We start from the raw sequence: 14,833 nt of genomic DNA, 5'->3' as shown, positions 1-14,833 counted from the left end.
GAGCGTGAGCGAAGCTGTCGAAGTTCTCACTCACCCGGCGCTGGCCGGGGCCGCGCACGGCTTCCTCGGTCGGCGCGGCGGCGTGAGCACGGGCGTCCATTGCGGCCTCAACGTCGGTTGGGGCAGCGAGGATGATCCTGCGGCAACCGCCGAAAACCGCGCCCGCGCGGTTGGGGCGGTGCTGCCCGGCGCCCGGCTGACTTGCGCCTATCAGGTCCATTCGCCCGATGTGGTGACCGTGACCGAACCCTGGCCCGACAGCGAACGGCCCGCTGCCGATGCGCTCGTCACCGATCGCCCGGGCATCCTCCTTGGCGTGCTGACCGCCGACTGCGCGCCGGTGCTGTTCCTCGATCGGGCAGCGGGCGTCGTCGGCGCGGCTCATGCGGGCTGGAAAGGCGCCATCGGCGGCGTCACTGATGCGACCATCGCCGCGATGGAGGCGCTGGGCGCACAACGCGACCGCATGGCCGCCGTCGTCGGCCCGTGCATCGCGCAGAAGAGCTATGAAGTCGATGAAGGCTTCGAGCGTCGCTTCCTCGAAGCCGCGCCCGAAAACGAACGCTTCTTTCGCGCGGGCCGTTCCGGGCACAGCTGGTTCGATCTCGAAGGCTATGTCGCCGCGCGCCTCCAGGCCTCAGGCGTCGGCACCGTCGCCATGCTGGGCGAGGACACTTATGCGCAGGCCGACCGGTTCTTTTCCTTCCGCCGGGCCACGCACAAGGGCGAGCCGGGCTATGGCCGGGAAATCTCGTTGATCGGACTGCGCGAGGGCTGAACGCCCCCACAGTGAACAGAGGCCGCTGCGAATCAGAGCAGGCCGCGTTCGACCAGATCGGCTTCGAGCGCGGCCGCATCGTCCGTGAAATGATGGACTTGCCAGCCGAGCGCATCGGCAGCCGCGATATTGGCCGCATTGTCGTCGATGAACAGCATCGTTTCGGGCGCATGACCGAATCGCTGCACAGCGAGATCGAAAATGGCGCGGTGCGGTTTCACCAGCCGCTCTTCACCCGACACCACGATGTCGCGCATGTGGTCGAGAATCGGGAACGTCGGGCGGAACATCGCAAAGGCGTCCGCACCGAAATTGGTAATCGAATATTGCGGGACCTCGCGCGCGGCGAGACGCTCGATCAGGGGCAGAGTCCCTTCGACCGGGCCTGGCAGCGCCTCGAGCCAGTGCGTGCGATAGCGCTCGATTTCTGCGGCATATTCGGGGAATTCGGCGATGCGTTCGGCCACCATCGCTTCCATCGATTCGCCTTCGTCATGGCGGAAATGCCATGCTTCGGTGACGACGTTGGTGGTGAACCAGGCGCGCTTGTCGGGGTCGGGAATCGCGTCGCGCCAGATGCGCGGCAGATCCCATTGCACCAGAACGCGGCCAATATCCCAGACGACAGCTTCGACTCGTGCCACAGGCATTCTCCGCGAACGGACGCCGCTGGCGACGCCCCCGCAAACGGGCAGGCTCCCGCAAACGACCAAACCCCCGCCGTTGGGCGGGGGTGTCAGCATCCCGTCATGCGGGATCGCGCCGACCATGCGCAGCCGAAACTGCGCGGCGGCGCGCCGAAATCAGCCCTGGCGGGCCTTGAAACGGCGCTGGGTCTTGTTGATGACATAGGTCCGGCCGCGACGACGGATCACGCGGTTGTCGCGATGGCGGTCCTTGAGCGACTTCAGGCTGTTGCGAATCTTCATGGCGAATCCCTTTGCCCGATGCGACCGGGCCGAAAAACGGAAAGGCGCGGTTAGTGGTGAAGGCGCCGAAAGTCAACCTTCTCCACGGATTTCCGAAAGCCGACGCTCCCACGCCAATGCATGCGTCACGATCGTATCGAGATTATCGTACTTGGGCACCCAAGGCAAAGTCGCCTTGATACGGCGATTGTCGGAAATCAGCGAATCGGGATCCCCGGCGCGACGACCTTCCAATCGGCGCTCGATCTGCCGGTTGGTTACGCGATCGACCGCGTTCAGTACTTCGAGCACCGAAAAGCCCTGACCATAGCCGCAATTCATGGTCAGCGAGCGTCCCGCGTCCTCGATCAGAGCCTCGAGCGCCAGCACATGCGCGGCGGCAAGATCCGAAACGTGGATATAGTCGCGCACCCCGGTGCCGTCGGGCGTATCGAAATCGGTCCCGAACACGGCGACATGGCTGCGCTTGCCGAGCGCGGCTTCCACGGCGACCTTGATCAGATGTGTGGCGCCGGCGGTCGATTGCCCGGTGCGGGCCTGCGGATCGGCGCCTGCCACGTTAAAATAGCGCAAGGCGCAGTAATTGAGCGGATGGGCCTTGGCCGTGTCGGCCAGCATGATCTCGGTCATCAGCTTCGACATGCCATAGGGATTGATCGGCGATTTCGGGCTGTCCTCGGTCACGGGCGAAACTTCGGGAATGCCGTAGGTCGCCGCAGTCGAGCTGAAAATGAAATGGCGCACGCCACCTGCAACCGCCGCCGCGATCAGCGACCGGCTCCGCGCGGTGTTGTTGTGATAGTACTTGAGCGGATTTTCGACCGATTCGGGCACGATGATCGATCCGGCGAAATGCATGATCGCCTGCGTCCCCTGTTCGGCAAAGATCCGGGCCAGCAGCGCCTCGTCGTCGATATTGCCTTCATAGAAGGGCACGTCGTCGGGGACGGCAAAGCGGAAACCGGTTTCGAGATTGTCGATCACTGCCACCGGCCAACCGGCATCCTTGAGCGCGAGAACCGCATGGCTGCCGATATAGCCGGCACCGCCGGTGACGAGGACGGGAACCTTGCTCATGATATGCGAATCACCCCTGCTTGCCTGATCGTCGACGGCCTAGCACCCGCCTGCGCACAGGGAATTAGCAATCCACCCGTTGTGGGAGTGTAAAGGCCTCGCAAATGTCAGGCCACAGCCCCATCTGGTATTCCGACCATGCCGTTTTCCCGCCCCCGCATCGCCCTCATCGCCCCCGCTGCCCTCTTGGCACTTGTCCAACCGGCGCTTGCCCAGCCCGTATCCGACGGCTGGGGCGGCAATCGCTGGGGCCGATCGTGGCAGGATGGCGGCTCGCAGTACGGGGAGGGGCGCGTCGCCACCCAGGGCAATGCCGAACCGTCGAAAAAGGTCGAGGTCGAAACCTTTCGCGCGGCCGATGCCGGGGACCGGCTGGGCAAGGGACGGATCGTCGTCGCCAGCATGCCCGCCCCCCCATCGGGTGCGCCCGGCGCCCCGACCGGAAGCGATGGCCCAACACTGGTTTCGCCCGACGAAGGCGCCGGGTCCGACTGGAAACTGCCGGTTTATGAAGCCGCTGTCGTCGATCAGCTCGCGGGCAAGGGATACGACATCGCCCATGCCGCCGATCCCGATCAGGTTATCGAGATCGCCGTGTCCCACGACATGGTCGTGCCCGAGGAAGCCCCGCACAAACCGATAAGCGGCGAAATGTCGACCACGATCAGCAATCGCGGTTCGGGCTTCGGCCTCGCCATCGCGGTCGACCTGAGCAAGCCGAAGAAGGCGATCATCGCCACACGTCTCGACGTGCGCATCCGCGACAAGGCTTCCGGCAAAGTGCTGTGGGAAGGCCATGCACAAGGACAATCGCGCGACACCGACGACGGACGCGATGCCACGCGCATGTCGAGCCGCCTCGCCTCCGCGCTTTTCGCCAAGTTCCCCGAGGGCAAGCTGGTCCAGCCGCTCCCCGGCACGGCGGGACTTACCCCGGCGCCTCCTCCTCCCGAATGATGGCGCCCGATCAAGCCTGATTGCGCAACGCGGTTTGTGCGCCATAGTGGCGGCATGAAACGCCCCCCGATCCTGCTTCTCGCCGCATGCGCGACGGCCCTGGCCTCGACTGCCCTGACCTCGACCGCATCGGCTGCGCCGATCACCGTCACCCACTTCGTCAGCACCGAGGCCACGCTTGTCCCGGTCAAGGGCGCGGTGGCCGTGACGACGGCCCCCGGCGACGATCCGACCAGTCTGGAAGCGCGGCCCTGGCTCGAAGCGGTCGGACGGGAGCTGAGCGCACTCGGCTATGGCGCGGCAACGCCGGGGGCTGCCGACTTTATCGTCGAAGTCCACGCCGACCGCGACACGACTCACCACGAACACCATCGCGGCCCGGTTTCGGTCGGCATGGGCGGGGAAAGCGGCAGCCGCTATTCCGGGTTCGGCATGGGCGTTGGCTTCACGTTCGGCGGCGGCCCCAAGGATACCGTCGCCACCCGGCTGGTCGTCGTCATCCGCGACCGGGCAAGTGGGCGTCCGTGGTGGGAAGGCCGCGCCGAAAACATCGAGACCGCCAAGAAGCGCGAAGCCGGAGCCGATGTGGCTGCCCCGCGCCTGGCCCATGCCGTCTTCGCGGGCTTCCCCGGCAAGTCGGGCGAGACTATCACCGTCAAATGACCAGCATTCCCGCAGCGAGCCCCATCGCGATCGACGCCGCCTTCGACAGCGGCAACATCGAAGTCCTCTCGATCGAGGATACCCGCGCGCGGCTTGCGATCCGTCGCGACGCCCATTCCGACTTTTTCCAGTGGTTCCATTTCCGCGTCGCGGGCGCGGCGGGACGCTCCTTGGAACTGCGCATCACCGGCCTTGCCTCGGCGGCCTATCCCGGCGGCTGGAACGGCTATCGCGCCGCATTTTCCGAAGATCGCAATGTCTGGGGGCGCACCGAGACGCACTACGATCCTGCGATCGACGGGGGCACGCTGACGATCCGTCACACCCCCGCGGGCGATCTTGTCTGGTTCGCCTATTTCGCGCCCTATTCGCTCGAACGGCACCATGACCTTGTCGCGACCATGGCGGGCAAGCCGGGCGTGCGCCATCGCGTGCTCGGCCACAGCCTCGACGGGCGGGCGATCGACTGCCTCGAACTGGGCGAAGGGACGCGACAGGTCTGGCTCTATGCGCGTCAGCATCCGGGCGAATCGATGGCGGAATGGTGGATGGAAGGGGCGCTCGCCATGCTGACCGACCCGGCCGATCCCCATGCGCGGGCCCTGCGCCGCGAATGCCGCTTCCACATCGTGCCCAATGCCAATCCGGACGGATCGACGCGCGGCCATCTGCGCACCAATGCCGCCGGGATCAATCTCAACCGCGAATGGCATGAGCCGAGCGCTGAACGCTCACCCGAAGTTCTCGCCTTGCGCAATGCGATGGACGCGACCGGCGTCGATTTCGCCATCGACGTCCATGGCGACGAGGCGATCCCCCATGTCTTTCTCGCCGGATTCGAGGGCATCCCTTCGTGGCGCGAGGAACAGGGCGCGGGCTATCGCCGCTATCGCGCGATTCTCGAACGCCGCAGCCCCGATTTCCAGACGCGCCACGGCTATCCCGAAGCGCGTCCCGGCATGGCCAACCTGACCATGTCGACCAACCAGGTCGCCGAGCGTTTCGGCGCGGTCGCGATGACGCTGGAAATGCCATTCAAGGACAACGACGACTTGCCCTGCCCCGCGCAAGGATGGAGCCCGGAACGCTCGATCCTGCTTGCGCGGGCCTGCCTGGAATCGCTGCACGAATGGATCGCGGCGCAATAACCCGGATGGTGAGGGATCCCACCTCGGGATCATGTGTTAGCGGTTTCTAAACCGATCGGGGCGTAGAGTTCGCGACATGACCGCGACTCTGCGCCTTCACGCTCTTCGCCTCGAACACGTGCTCAATATGGCCGTCGTGCTCGGCTGCGCGGCTGCCCTGATCTGCGCAGGCCGCGCTTTTCCCTTCTGACGGCTCCGAAATTCAAAGAATTTCGAGCACTTTTTCCTTCGGACGACAAAGCCGCACGCCCTTGTCGGTTTCGACCAGCGGGCGTTCGATCAGCTTGGGCTCAGCAGCCATCGCGGCAAGCACCGTCGCATCGTCGGCCTGCGGCAGGCCGCGCTCTTCGGCGTCCGTCCCCTTGGTCCGCAGCCCCTGCTGCGGCGTGATCCCCGCATCACGATAGAGCTGGGCGAGCTTGTCCGCACTCGGCGGCGTCTTGAGATATTCGACCACCGTCACCTCGGCGCCCGCTTCAGTGAGCATGGCCAGCGTATTGCGCGACGTGCCGCATGCGGGGTTATGCCAGATCGTTGCCTTCATCGTCTGTCCTTCAAGTCTTCAAAGTCCGGAAGTGGTGGAAGTCGCGGGCGCGGGCACGCGAATGCCTGCCTCTTCGCCGCGCAGGATGCGCCCGGCACGCTCGATCGTGCGCACCAGCCGGGGATAGACGCCGCACCGGCAGATATTGGTGATCCCGTTGCGGATGTCGTCTTCAGTGGGACTGGCATTGCGAGCCAGCAGCGCGGCGGCCGCCATGACGAGGCCCGGCGTGCAGAACCCGCACTGGATCGCCTGTTCGGCAACGAAGGCCTGCTGCACCGGATGATTGCGATCGGGCGAGAGCCCTTCGATGGTGATCACGTTGCGCCCTTCGGCCTCGCCGAGCGACAGCGTGCACGAGGGCATCGCCTGTCCATCGACGATCACCATGCAGGCCCCGCATTCGCCGGTCCCGCAGCCGTATTTCGTGCCCGTGAGGTTGGCCGCATCGCGCAAGGCCCAGAGCAGCGGGGTATCCGCCTCCAGCTTGAATTCGACCGGCTGATTGTTGACCGTCAGGCGCGCCATGCCCTCGCTCTAGAGCGTTTTCGAACCGGATGAAATCATCTGGTGACTCGGAAAACGCGGTAAAACAAAAATCTAGAGCGATCCGTCCGATGCAATCGGAACGGACTTCGCGCCAGGCTGGAAATCAGGCAAAGGCGAGAGCGACAGGCCGTCCTTTCCTCAATCGCGCCAGCTGCGGTCGATCCGGTCGATCCGGCGGACCCAGGCGGCAAAGTCGGTCGCGCCCGGCACCGTGCCGGGGACGCGCACTTCCTTCAGATCGCGCTGGTGGACGGCAACGACATCATCGGAAATGAAGTTCGCCGGGCGCCCCATCGACAAAGTCGCCACCTGAATCTCGCAGGCCCGTTGCAAGGCCCACATCTGCACGAACATCGACGGCAAGGTCGGTGCCAGCACCACCGGTCCATGGTTGCGCAGCATCAGGATGTTCTTGTCGTCGAGATTGGCCAGGAGCCGCGCACCTTCCTCGGGACGAACCGTCACCCCTTCGAAATCGTGATAGGCCAGCCGCCCGATGAAATTGCAGGCATAGAAATTGATCGGCAGCAGCCCTTCCTCAAGGCTGCAGACCGCCATCGAGGCGGTCGTGTGCACGTGGCAGATCGCGTTGGCCCAGTGCAGGTGACGGTGGAAATAGGCATGCTGGGTAAAGCCCGCCTTGTTCACCGGATACCGGCTCGACCCGATGATATTGCCGTCGATGTCGATCTTGACCAGATTGCTCGCCGTCACTTCGCTATAGAGCAGGCCGTAGGGATTGATGAGGAAGGCCCCTTCCTCGTCGGGAACCTTGACCGAAATGTGGTTGTAGACCGACTCCGACCAGCCGAGCAGGTCGAAGATGCGGTAACAGGCCGCAAGATCCAACCGCGCCTGCCATTCGGCTTCGCTGCACTCCATTCCAAGGGGGGCCATTGAAGGGGAAATCAGGGTAGCCACGGCATCCTCCGTCTGTTTTGTTCAGATCGTCGTTGTTCAGAGCGTTGCGAGTGTCTCGGGCATGCGGGCCATGGCCGGGTCGACCGCCATGTTGTCGATCAGCCGGGCCTTGCCCATCTGTGCCGCGACCAGAAGGCGCGCGTTCTGCCCCCGCCAGTCGGTGATTTCGGCGAGCGTATCGGCCTCGCGCAAGTCGGCATAGTCGATCCGCGCGAACCCCGCGTCCAGGATCGCCGCGCGCAAGCCTGCGAGCACCCGCGCCACCGGTTCACCCTCAAGAACAGCCCCGATCGCGATCCGCATCGCACGATTGAGCGTGACCGCCTGCGCGCGTTCGGACGGCGAAAGATAGCGGTTGCGGCTGCTCATCGCGAGGCCGTCCGCCTCGCGCACGGTCGGCACGCCGACGATCGCATCGACATGGGGAAAGGCAAGGTCGAGATCACGGGCCATGCGACGAATGATCGCCAGCTGCTGCCAGTCCTTTTCCCCGAACAGGGCAAAGTCGGGCCTGATCTGGTTGAAGAGCTTGAGCACGACAGTGGCGACGCCGTCGAAATGCCCCGGACGATGCGTCCCGCACAGCACGCCGTCGAGCCCCGAGACCGACACTTTCGTCGCAAAGCCGTCGGGATACATCGCCGCGACCGTCGGCGCCCACAGCAAGTCCACGCCTTCGCCTTCGAGCAGGCGGCTGTCCTGTGCCAACTGGCGCGGATAGGCGTCGAGATCCTCGTTCACGCCGAACTGCATCGGATTGACGAAAATCGACACTGCGACGCGGTCCGCACGCGCCTTTGCCTCGCGCACCAGGGTCAGGTGCCCTTCGTGAAGGGCGCCCATCGTCGGCACCAGGGCAAGGGTTTTTCCCCCGTTTTTAAGGGACGTCAGGGTTTTTCCCAAGTCGCCGAGGGTAGAGACGGTTTGCACGGCGGAAGTCTCTCCTTTACGATTTGGCCAGAGACATGAACGATGATAACGGGGCGACCGTTCTGTCCGGGGGGCCTATCGGACCTGAGTGCCTAACTCGGCATAAGCCCCCGTTCAAGTGTTCGCTTAAGTGCAACGGCCCAAGAAGGAAACGACTGTGTCGAACGGCCCTCACCGCATCGTGTTCGCCAATGAAAAGGGCGGAACCGGCAAATCGACCACTGCCGTGCACGTCGCTGTCGCGCTTGCCTATCAGGGCGCGCGGGTCGCGACGATCGACCTCGACAGTCGCCAGCGCACGATGCACCGCTATCTGGAAAACCGCACCGAAACCCAGCGGCGGCGCCAGATCGCACTGCCCGGCGCGCAATCGGTGGTCTATGGTGGCGACAACACCGACGAACTCGATGCGCTGACCGAACAGATGGCCCAGCACGCCGATTTCATCATCTTCGACACGCCCGGCCGTGACGATCCGATGGCGCGCCATGTCGCCATGGGGGCCGACACGCTGGTCACTCCGCTCAACGACAGCTTCGTCGACTTCGACCTGATCGGGCAAGTGGACGCCGAAACCTTTCGCGTGCGCCGCCTGTCGTTCTATGCCGAACTGATCTGGGAAGCGCGCAAGAAGCGGGCCATGGCCACGATCCGCGACGCGCGTCGCGAAATGGACTGGGTCGTGGTGCGCAACCGTACCGGCTATACCGAAGCCCGCAACCAGCGTCGTATCGACCAGGCGCTGGGCGAACTGTCCAAGCGCGTCGGTTTTCGCATTGCCAGCGGGCTCTCCGAACGCGTGATCTATCGCGAACTTTTCCCCAGCGGCCTGACCTTGCTCGACAAGGGACATCTGGGCGAACTGGGTACCAGCCATCTCGTCGCGCGACAGGAACTGCGCACGCTCGTTGCCGGGCTCAATCTGCCGATGCCCGCTCCGAACGGCCAGATGGCCATGACAGGAGTGGAATGATCTTGCGTCTTGCCGAACTGGCCCTGCTGGGCAGCGTGTTTGTCCGTCTTCTGACCGGGCAATGGCCTTGGGATTACTGGAAGAACCGCGACGTCCGCCGCGAAGAGCGGCAGGCCCGCACGCTTCTGGGCGTTGCGGCCAATGCTCCGCGCGAAGACATCATCGACGCGCATCGCAAGTTGCTGTCGCGCGTTCACCCCGACAAGGGCGGCACCAACGAAGCGGTCTACGAGGCCAATGCCGCACGCGACCTGCTGCTCGAACGGCTGGCCCCGCGCAAGCGCGCCTGATCCGGCCCCAATGTCCCAATCCACGACCGGGATCCGTTGCGAACGGCACGATTTTGATCCCGGCGTGCTGCGCGAATACGACATTCGCGGAGTCTATGGCGAAACTCTGTCGGAACGCGATGCCTATGCCGTGGGGCGCAGCTTTGCCACGCGCCTGCGCCGCACTGGCGGACGGCTCGTTGCCGTCGGCTATGACGGACGGCTCAGTTCCTCCTCGCTCGAAACCGCACTGATCCTCGGGCTGACCGATGGCGGCGTCGATGTGCGCCGGGTCGGGCTGGGTCCGACACCGCTGCTCTATTACGCCGTTGCCTCAGGGCAGGGCGTTGACGGCGGCATTCAGGTAACCGGCAGCCATAATCCCAAGGATCACAACGGATTCAAGATCGTACTTGGGGGGCAGCCATTCTTCGGCGATGACATATTCGATCTCGCCCGCCTCGCTGCTGCGGGCGACTGGAGCGTGGGCCGTGGCATCGTTGACGACGTCGATCTTGGCGACGCCTATCTCGACCGTATCGTTCAGGCTCTCGACGGCATCGATCCCGGCGTTTTCGACACCTGGCGCATCGGTTGGGACACCGGCAACGGCGCCGCCGGTCCGCTGGTGCAAAGGCTGGTCCGGCGCCTGCCCGGCAGGCACCACGTCTTCTTTGCCGAGGTTGACGGCCATTTCCCGAACCACCATCCCGATCCAACGGTGCCGGCGAACCTTGCAGATCTGATCGCGGCCGTCATGGCGGGAAACATCGATTTCGGATTTGCTTTCGACGGAGATGGCGACCGCCTCGGCCTTGTCGACAGTCGCGGGCGGATCGTCTGGGGCGACCAGATCCTGCTGATCCTTGCTGAAGACCTGCTCCGCCGCGTCCCCGGCGCGCGGATCATGGCCGATGTAAAGACCAGCCAGGTCGTTTTCGACCGGATCGCCGCGCTCGGTGGAGAGCCGGTGCTGTGGAAGACCGGCCACTCGCTGATCAAATCCGGAATGAAGCAGAAAGGGGCGATCCTGGCCGGGGAAATGACCGGGCACCTCTTCTTTGCCGACACGTTCGAAGGATACGATGACGCGCTCTACGCCGCCTTGCGCGTCATGGCGGCGTGCGCCCGCCTCGGCCGCACGCCGACCGAACTGCGTGACGCGATGCCCGAAACCTTTGCCACCCCCGAACTGCGGCTGACCGTTCCCGGGACCGATCCCGCAACCGCCATGACCGCCGTCCTGTCGGCATTGCGGAACGAAGGCGCCGTGTTCGACGCCATCGACGGCGCGCGCGTGCGCCATGCCGACGGCTGGTGGCTGCTCCGCCCTTCGAACACGCAGGCCATGCTCTCGGCACGCGCGGAAAGCACCAGCGCCGCCGGTCTCGAACGCGTCCTCGCCGACCTGGACTGCCACCTCGCCGCCGCGGGCGTCTCGCGCTAGAATAGGGTTTCAGTTTCCTTTCAATCCCTTCCCCTCTTGCCAACAGCCATGGCCCTGACCACACTGGCCGATACCGCCACGTCCTGCCGTGACGGGCTGGGGGGCTAATGATTGTCGGGATCGATCTTGGGACGACCAATTCTGCGGTCGGCGTCTGGCGCGAGGGCGAGGCGCAGCTGATCCCGAATGCTCTTGGCGACATCCTCACGCCCTCCGCCGTGCATGTCGGCACGGACGGGACCGTATCGGTCGGCAAGGCGGCTCTTGAGCGCATGGCCTTGCCGGGAACCGCCACCGCGACCAGCTTCAAACGATACATGGGCACCGATCGCCGCATTCGCCTCGGCAAGCGCGACTATGACGCGGAGGATCTGTCGGCGCTGGTCCTGCGCGCCCTGTGCGACGATGTCCGCGCCGCCACCGGCGAGACGCCGACCGAAGCCGTCATTACCGTTCCGGCCTATTTCAACGACCGCCAGCGCCGCGCGACGCGCCATGCGGGCGAACTGGCCGGATTGACCGTCCGTCGGCTGGTCAACGAACCGACGGCGGCGGCCATCGCCTTTGGCCTGATGGACAGGCAGGAACGCGAGCCCTTTCTCGTCTTCGACCTCGGCGGCGGCACTTTCGACGTGTCGATCGTCGAAATGTTTTCCGGCATTATCGAAGTCCGCGCGACCGCCGGGGACAATCGGCTGGGCGGCGACGATTTCAATCATGCGCTTGCCGCCGCGATCCGCCCCCGGCTCGATCCCGAAGGCAAGCTCGAACGCCTCACGCCCGACCGCGCCGAGGCTCTGCTGTTTCAGGCCGCCGAGCGTGCCCGCCGCACTCTGAGCGAGAGCGGAACCGCCGATTTCGCGCTTACGGTCGGCGACGAGCGCCTGTCCGCATCGGTTTCGACCGAGGAATTCGAGGAAGCCGTCGCGCCCTTGCTGCGGCCCCTGCGCGATCCGCTGGCGCGGGCCCTGCGCGACAGCGCCATGCCGGTGCAGGAATTGTCGGACATCGTTCTGGTCGGCGGAGCGACCCGCATGCCGGTCGTGCGCAAGGCGATCACGCGCCTGTTCGGGCGGTTTCCCAATTCGTCGATCAATCCCGATCAGGCGGTTGCACTGGGTGCGGCGATGCAGGCCGGGCTGATCGCGCGATCGGGCGAACTCGAAGAGATCCGCATCACCGACGTCTGCCCCTATACGCTCGGGGTCGATCACATCGCCCGCGATTCGAACGGAGGCATGCAGGCGGGGCTCTTTTCACCGATCATCGAACGCAACACTCCCGTCCCGGTCAGCCGCGTCCACACCTACCAGACCGTCGCCGACAACCAGCGCAAGCTGTCATTCGGCATCTATCAGGGGGAAGCCCGCGAAGTATCGGGCAATGTCCGGTTGGGCGAGCTCAGCGTCGATATCCCCGCCCGGCCCGCCGGGGAAGTGACCTGCGACGTCCGCTTTTCCTATGACAGCAGCGGCTTGCTCGAAGTCGATGTCTCGGTCCCCATAAGCGGCACCAAGGCCAATCTGGTCATCATCGATGAAGAGGACCGGCCCGCGGCGGGCGATCTTGCCGCGCGTCGCGCAGCTCTCGCCGCACTGAAAGTCCATCCGCGCGAGGACGCTGCCAATCAAGCCCTGCTGGCCCGGGCCGAACGGGCTTATGAAGATCATCTGGGGGCCTGGCGCGACATGGTCGGCAAGTGGATCCTGGGCTTCACCGGCGCTCTCGATAGCCAGGACCCGCGCTCGATTGCCGATGCGGCTCTACTTCTGGCCGCCAATCTCGACCGCCTCGACAACGAGGCGCCCCTGTGATCGTGTCCGCGGCGTGGTCCCTTCTGGGACTTGCCCCGCCAAGCGACAGTGCTGCCGTCCGGAAAGCCTATGCAGACCGGTTGCGGGCCATGGACCCGGACAGCGATCCCGAAGGCTTTGCCCGCCTGCGCGCGGCGCGTGACATGGCCCTTGCCGATGTCCGGCGACAGGCAAGTAAAGCGAGTGCAGAACCGGACGCAAGCGACGCGGCCGACGATCCCTTTGCCGCCGTCGATCTTCCGGAGCCGGAACTGCCTGCGAAGGCATGGCCTCACGCGGCGCCCCATCTCGATCTGCCCCACCCCTCCGGCACGATCTCAACCCGGCTCGGCCCGGTAAAAGCGATGGAACCCCACGTCTTCGGCGGCCCGGCGCAGGCTCCCTGCCAGCGCTCCCTGACAGTCCCGCCGGAAACATTCCTCACTCCGGTCGTGACCGGCAAGGGCGATGGAGACGTCATTGCCGATCGCGGACGCTGGGGCGCTTTCCACCACTTGCTGGCGCAGGCCGCTCCGGAGAGCGAACCGCTTAATCCCCTGCAGGAGCGGCGCGCTCTCGACCACTTGCGCGTGTTGCACCGCCAGACCGGTGAAATGACCATCGAGCAATCGGGCGAAGCCGAAAGCTGGATTGCCGAACTGCTCGCCCGAACCTGGCCTCGCTCGGCCCCCTTGCTCGAACCGGCAGCGGCGGCTTTCGGTTGGGAAGAAGAGCGCGGACAGTTGAGCGAACGCCCTGCCATCGCCTTTCTCAATGCCCGCCTGCGCGGCCTGCGCTTCGTCGAAAAGGTCGAGCGGCCCGATCACCCCCTGCACAAGGCCTGGGCAGAACTCTCACAACCGGGAACCGGCCGCAGCTGGTGGGTGAAGCGGGGCGATGTCAAAAGCCTGCTGGAAGGCGTTCGCAAGAATTTCCCGGAACTGGAACAGCATCTCAACCCGGAGCGCGTGGGAGCATGGGAGAGGAAGCTTTATCCGGAAGCCAGACCGGCGATGTCTGGATTTGCAGGCTTCCTCAGCGAACGACGTCTGTGGTGGATCTGCATTATAGGAGCGCTTCAGGCGCTGCGCTTCGCGTTTTCGCCGACCGAACCCTCGCCCCGCCCCCACCTCGATCCGCTCCAGACCATCGCGCCATCTCCGCTCAGCCCGCCATCTCCAGCCAGTCCGCCGTCTACCGACCCGGCCTCCCTCTCGGCACTCAATCATGCCGCCGCGCACTGGTTCGGAAACAACGCCACGCTGGACTGGGTGCACAGCAAGGCCCCCTCAGTCGCCGACGAAGTCGAACAAATCGTCAGGAACCAGGCGGCCGATGGTCTTGCCGACACCACCGGGCACAACACCGACCTTGCCATGCGCGATGCGCTGTTCTCCGCGCTTCACGGGACAGGCCGCAACAGCGACAGCCGAACCTTGCATGATGTTCAGACGCTGCGCCTTCGGGCCCTTCGCGCCATCGGCAAGGACGACCCGCAAGCCTGCATCAGCTTCATCACAGCCGATCATCTCGCTGGCAAGGTGGCTCTTCCCGCGTCCGTCGAACAAGGCGCCCGGAAACTCGGGCATCGCCTTGCCGAGGAAGGGCAACTCGGTCCCCAGCAGCCCTCTCCGCGCCACCAGGCGATGATCCCGGGCCCGGTGATCGACCGCATTCTCGACAAGACCGGTCTTTCCCTGCCAATCGTGCAGAAAGTCCTCCGGCACGGGGCAGCGACAGGCGCACAGGAATGCAGCGTGAAGCTCGCCCTTCTCTCGGAAAGCCTGCGCCTGCCGCCCGCAGAGGGAGATCCAATCCTGCGGATCGAATAGGAGAGGTGAAACGGCGCGGGCTT

Annotated in this window: 16 protein-coding genes; 9 read left to right on the top strand and 7 right to left on the bottom strand. The window is 65.1% G+C overall.

Going from position 1 to position 14,833, the window contains the following annotated elements; all coding sequences use genetic code 11:
* Positions 1 to 4 precede the first annotated feature (4 nt).
* The gene (gene pgeF, locus Y88_RS11595) at positions 5 to 778 is read left to right on the top strand and encodes a peptidoglycan editing factor PgeF (RefSeq protein WP_008069453.1); all 774 of its coding nucleotides are present in this window, start codon (positions 5 to 7) and stop codon (positions 776 to 778) included.
* Between the two features lie 32 nt (positions 779 to 810).
* Here the strand turns inward: pgeF and Y88_RS11590 are convergent, their stop codons facing one another.
* The 3 genes from Y88_RS11590 to galE form a co-directional block, all read right to left on the bottom strand.
* Positions 811 to 1,428, bottom strand: coding sequence for an HAD-IA family hydrolase (locus Y88_RS11590; protein ID WP_026166933.1), 618 nt, complete (start codon positions 1,426 to 1,428; stop codon positions 811 to 813).
* A gap of 153 nt (positions 1,429 to 1,581) precedes the next feature.
* The gene (ykgO, locus tag Y88_RS11585; protein ID WP_008069451.1) at positions 1,582 to 1,707 is read right to left on the bottom strand and encodes a type B 50S ribosomal protein L36; all 126 of its coding nucleotides are present in this window, start codon (positions 1,705 to 1,707) and stop codon (positions 1,582 to 1,584) included.
* Positions 1,708 to 1,779: 72 nt separating this feature from the next.
* The gene (gene galE, locus Y88_RS11580) at positions 1,780 to 2,784 is read right to left on the bottom strand and encodes a UDP-glucose 4-epimerase GalE (protein ID WP_008069450.1); all 1,005 of its coding nucleotides are present in this window, start codon (positions 2,782 to 2,784) and stop codon (positions 1,780 to 1,782) included.
* A gap of 138 nt (positions 2,785 to 2,922) precedes the next feature.
* Here galE and Y88_RS11575 point away from each other — a divergent pair, with 138 nt between their 5' ends.
* From Y88_RS11575 to Y88_RS11565, 3 genes are read left to right on the top strand one after another with little or no spacing between them, the layout of a single operon-like run.
* Positions 2,923 to 3,741 (top strand): DUF4136 domain-containing protein, encoded by an 819-nt coding sequence (locus Y88_RS11575; protein ID WP_018075717.1) that lies wholly within the window; start codon positions 2,923 to 2,925, stop codon positions 3,739 to 3,741.
* 54 nt (positions 3,742 to 3,795) lie between these two features.
* Positions 3,796 to 4,404 (top strand): DUF4136 domain-containing protein, encoded by a 609-nt coding sequence (locus Y88_RS11570; RefSeq protein ID WP_008069446.1) that lies wholly within the window; start codon positions 3,796 to 3,798, stop codon positions 4,402 to 4,404.
* Positions 4,401 to 5,552, top strand: a complete 1,152-nt coding sequence (locus Y88_RS11565) for a M14 family metallopeptidase (protein ID WP_008069445.1) — start codon at positions 4,401 to 4,403, stop codon at positions 5,550 to 5,552. The genes Y88_RS11570 and Y88_RS11565 overlap by 4 nt, the downstream gene beginning before the upstream one ends.
* A 202-nt stretch (positions 5,553 to 5,754) precedes the next feature.
* Here Y88_RS11565 and arsC read toward each other — a convergent pair whose 3' ends face one another.
* The 4 genes from arsC to panC form a co-directional block, all read right to left on the bottom strand.
* Positions 5,755 to 6,096 (bottom strand): arsenate reductase (glutaredoxin), encoded by a 342-nt coding sequence (gene arsC, locus Y88_RS11560; RefSeq protein ID WP_008069443.1) that lies wholly within the window; start codon positions 6,094 to 6,096, stop codon positions 5,755 to 5,757.
* Positions 6,097 to 6,114: 18 nt separating this feature from the next.
* On the bottom strand, positions 6,115 to 6,624 hold the full coding sequence (locus Y88_RS11555) for a (2Fe-2S)-binding protein (protein WP_008069442.1): 510 nt from the start codon (positions 6,622 to 6,624) through the stop codon (positions 6,115 to 6,117).
* 159 nt (positions 6,625 to 6,783) lie between these two features.
* A complete protein-coding gene (locus tag Y88_RS11550; RefSeq protein WP_008069441.1) occupies positions 6,784 to 7,527 on the bottom strand; it encodes a class II aldolase/adducin family protein in 744 nt (247 codons plus the stop codon).
* A 75-nt stretch (positions 7,528 to 7,602) separates the two neighbouring features.
* Positions 7,603 to 8,496 (bottom strand): pantoate--beta-alanine ligase, encoded by an 894-nt coding sequence (gene panC, locus Y88_RS11545; protein ID WP_081458659.1) that lies wholly within the window; start codon positions 8,494 to 8,496, stop codon positions 7,603 to 7,605.
* A gap of 157 nt (positions 8,497 to 8,653) precedes the next feature.
* Here panC and Y88_RS11540 point away from each other — a divergent pair, with 157 nt between their 5' ends.
* The 5 genes from Y88_RS11540 (at position 8,654) to Y88_RS11520 (ending at position 14,810) form a co-directional block, all read left to right on the top strand.
* On the top strand, positions 8,654 to 9,469 hold the full coding sequence (locus Y88_RS11540; protein WP_026166932.1) for a division plane positioning ATPase MipZ: 816 nt from the start codon (positions 8,654 to 8,656) through the stop codon (positions 9,467 to 9,469).
* Entirely contained in the window at positions 9,466 to 9,759 is a 294-nt protein-coding gene (locus tag Y88_RS11535; RefSeq protein WP_008069438.1) for a J domain-containing protein, read from the top strand. The genes Y88_RS11540 and Y88_RS11535 overlap by 4 nt, the downstream gene beginning before the upstream one ends.
* 10 nt (positions 9,760 to 9,769) lie before the next feature.
* Positions 9,770 to 11,185, top strand: a complete 1,416-nt coding sequence (pgmG, locus tag Y88_RS11530) for a phosphoglucomutase/phosphomannomutase PgmG (protein ID WP_008069437.1) — start codon at positions 9,770 to 9,772, stop codon at positions 11,183 to 11,185.
* Between the two features lie 107 nt (positions 11,186 to 11,292).
* Positions 11,293 to 12,999, top strand: coding sequence for an Hsp70 family protein (locus Y88_RS11525; protein ID WP_008069436.1), 1,707 nt, complete (start codon positions 11,293 to 11,295; stop codon positions 12,997 to 12,999).
* An 89-nt stretch (positions 13,000 to 13,088) separates the two neighbouring features.
* Complete coding sequence (locus Y88_RS11520) at positions 13,089 to 14,810, top strand: hypothetical protein (protein WP_008069435.1); 1,722 nt, start codon at positions 13,089 to 13,091, stop codon at positions 14,808 to 14,810.
* The last annotated feature ends 23 nt before the right edge of the window (positions 14,811 to 14,833 follow it).

It is taken from the genome of Novosphingobium nitrogenifigens DSM 19370 (assembly GCF_000192575.1).
GTDB lineage: Bacteria > Pseudomonadota > Alphaproteobacteria > Sphingomonadales > Sphingomonadaceae > Novosphingobium > Novosphingobium nitrogenifigens.
Note: the sequence above shows the minus strand (reverse complement) of the source record. Positions and strands in the feature narration are given on the sequence as shown.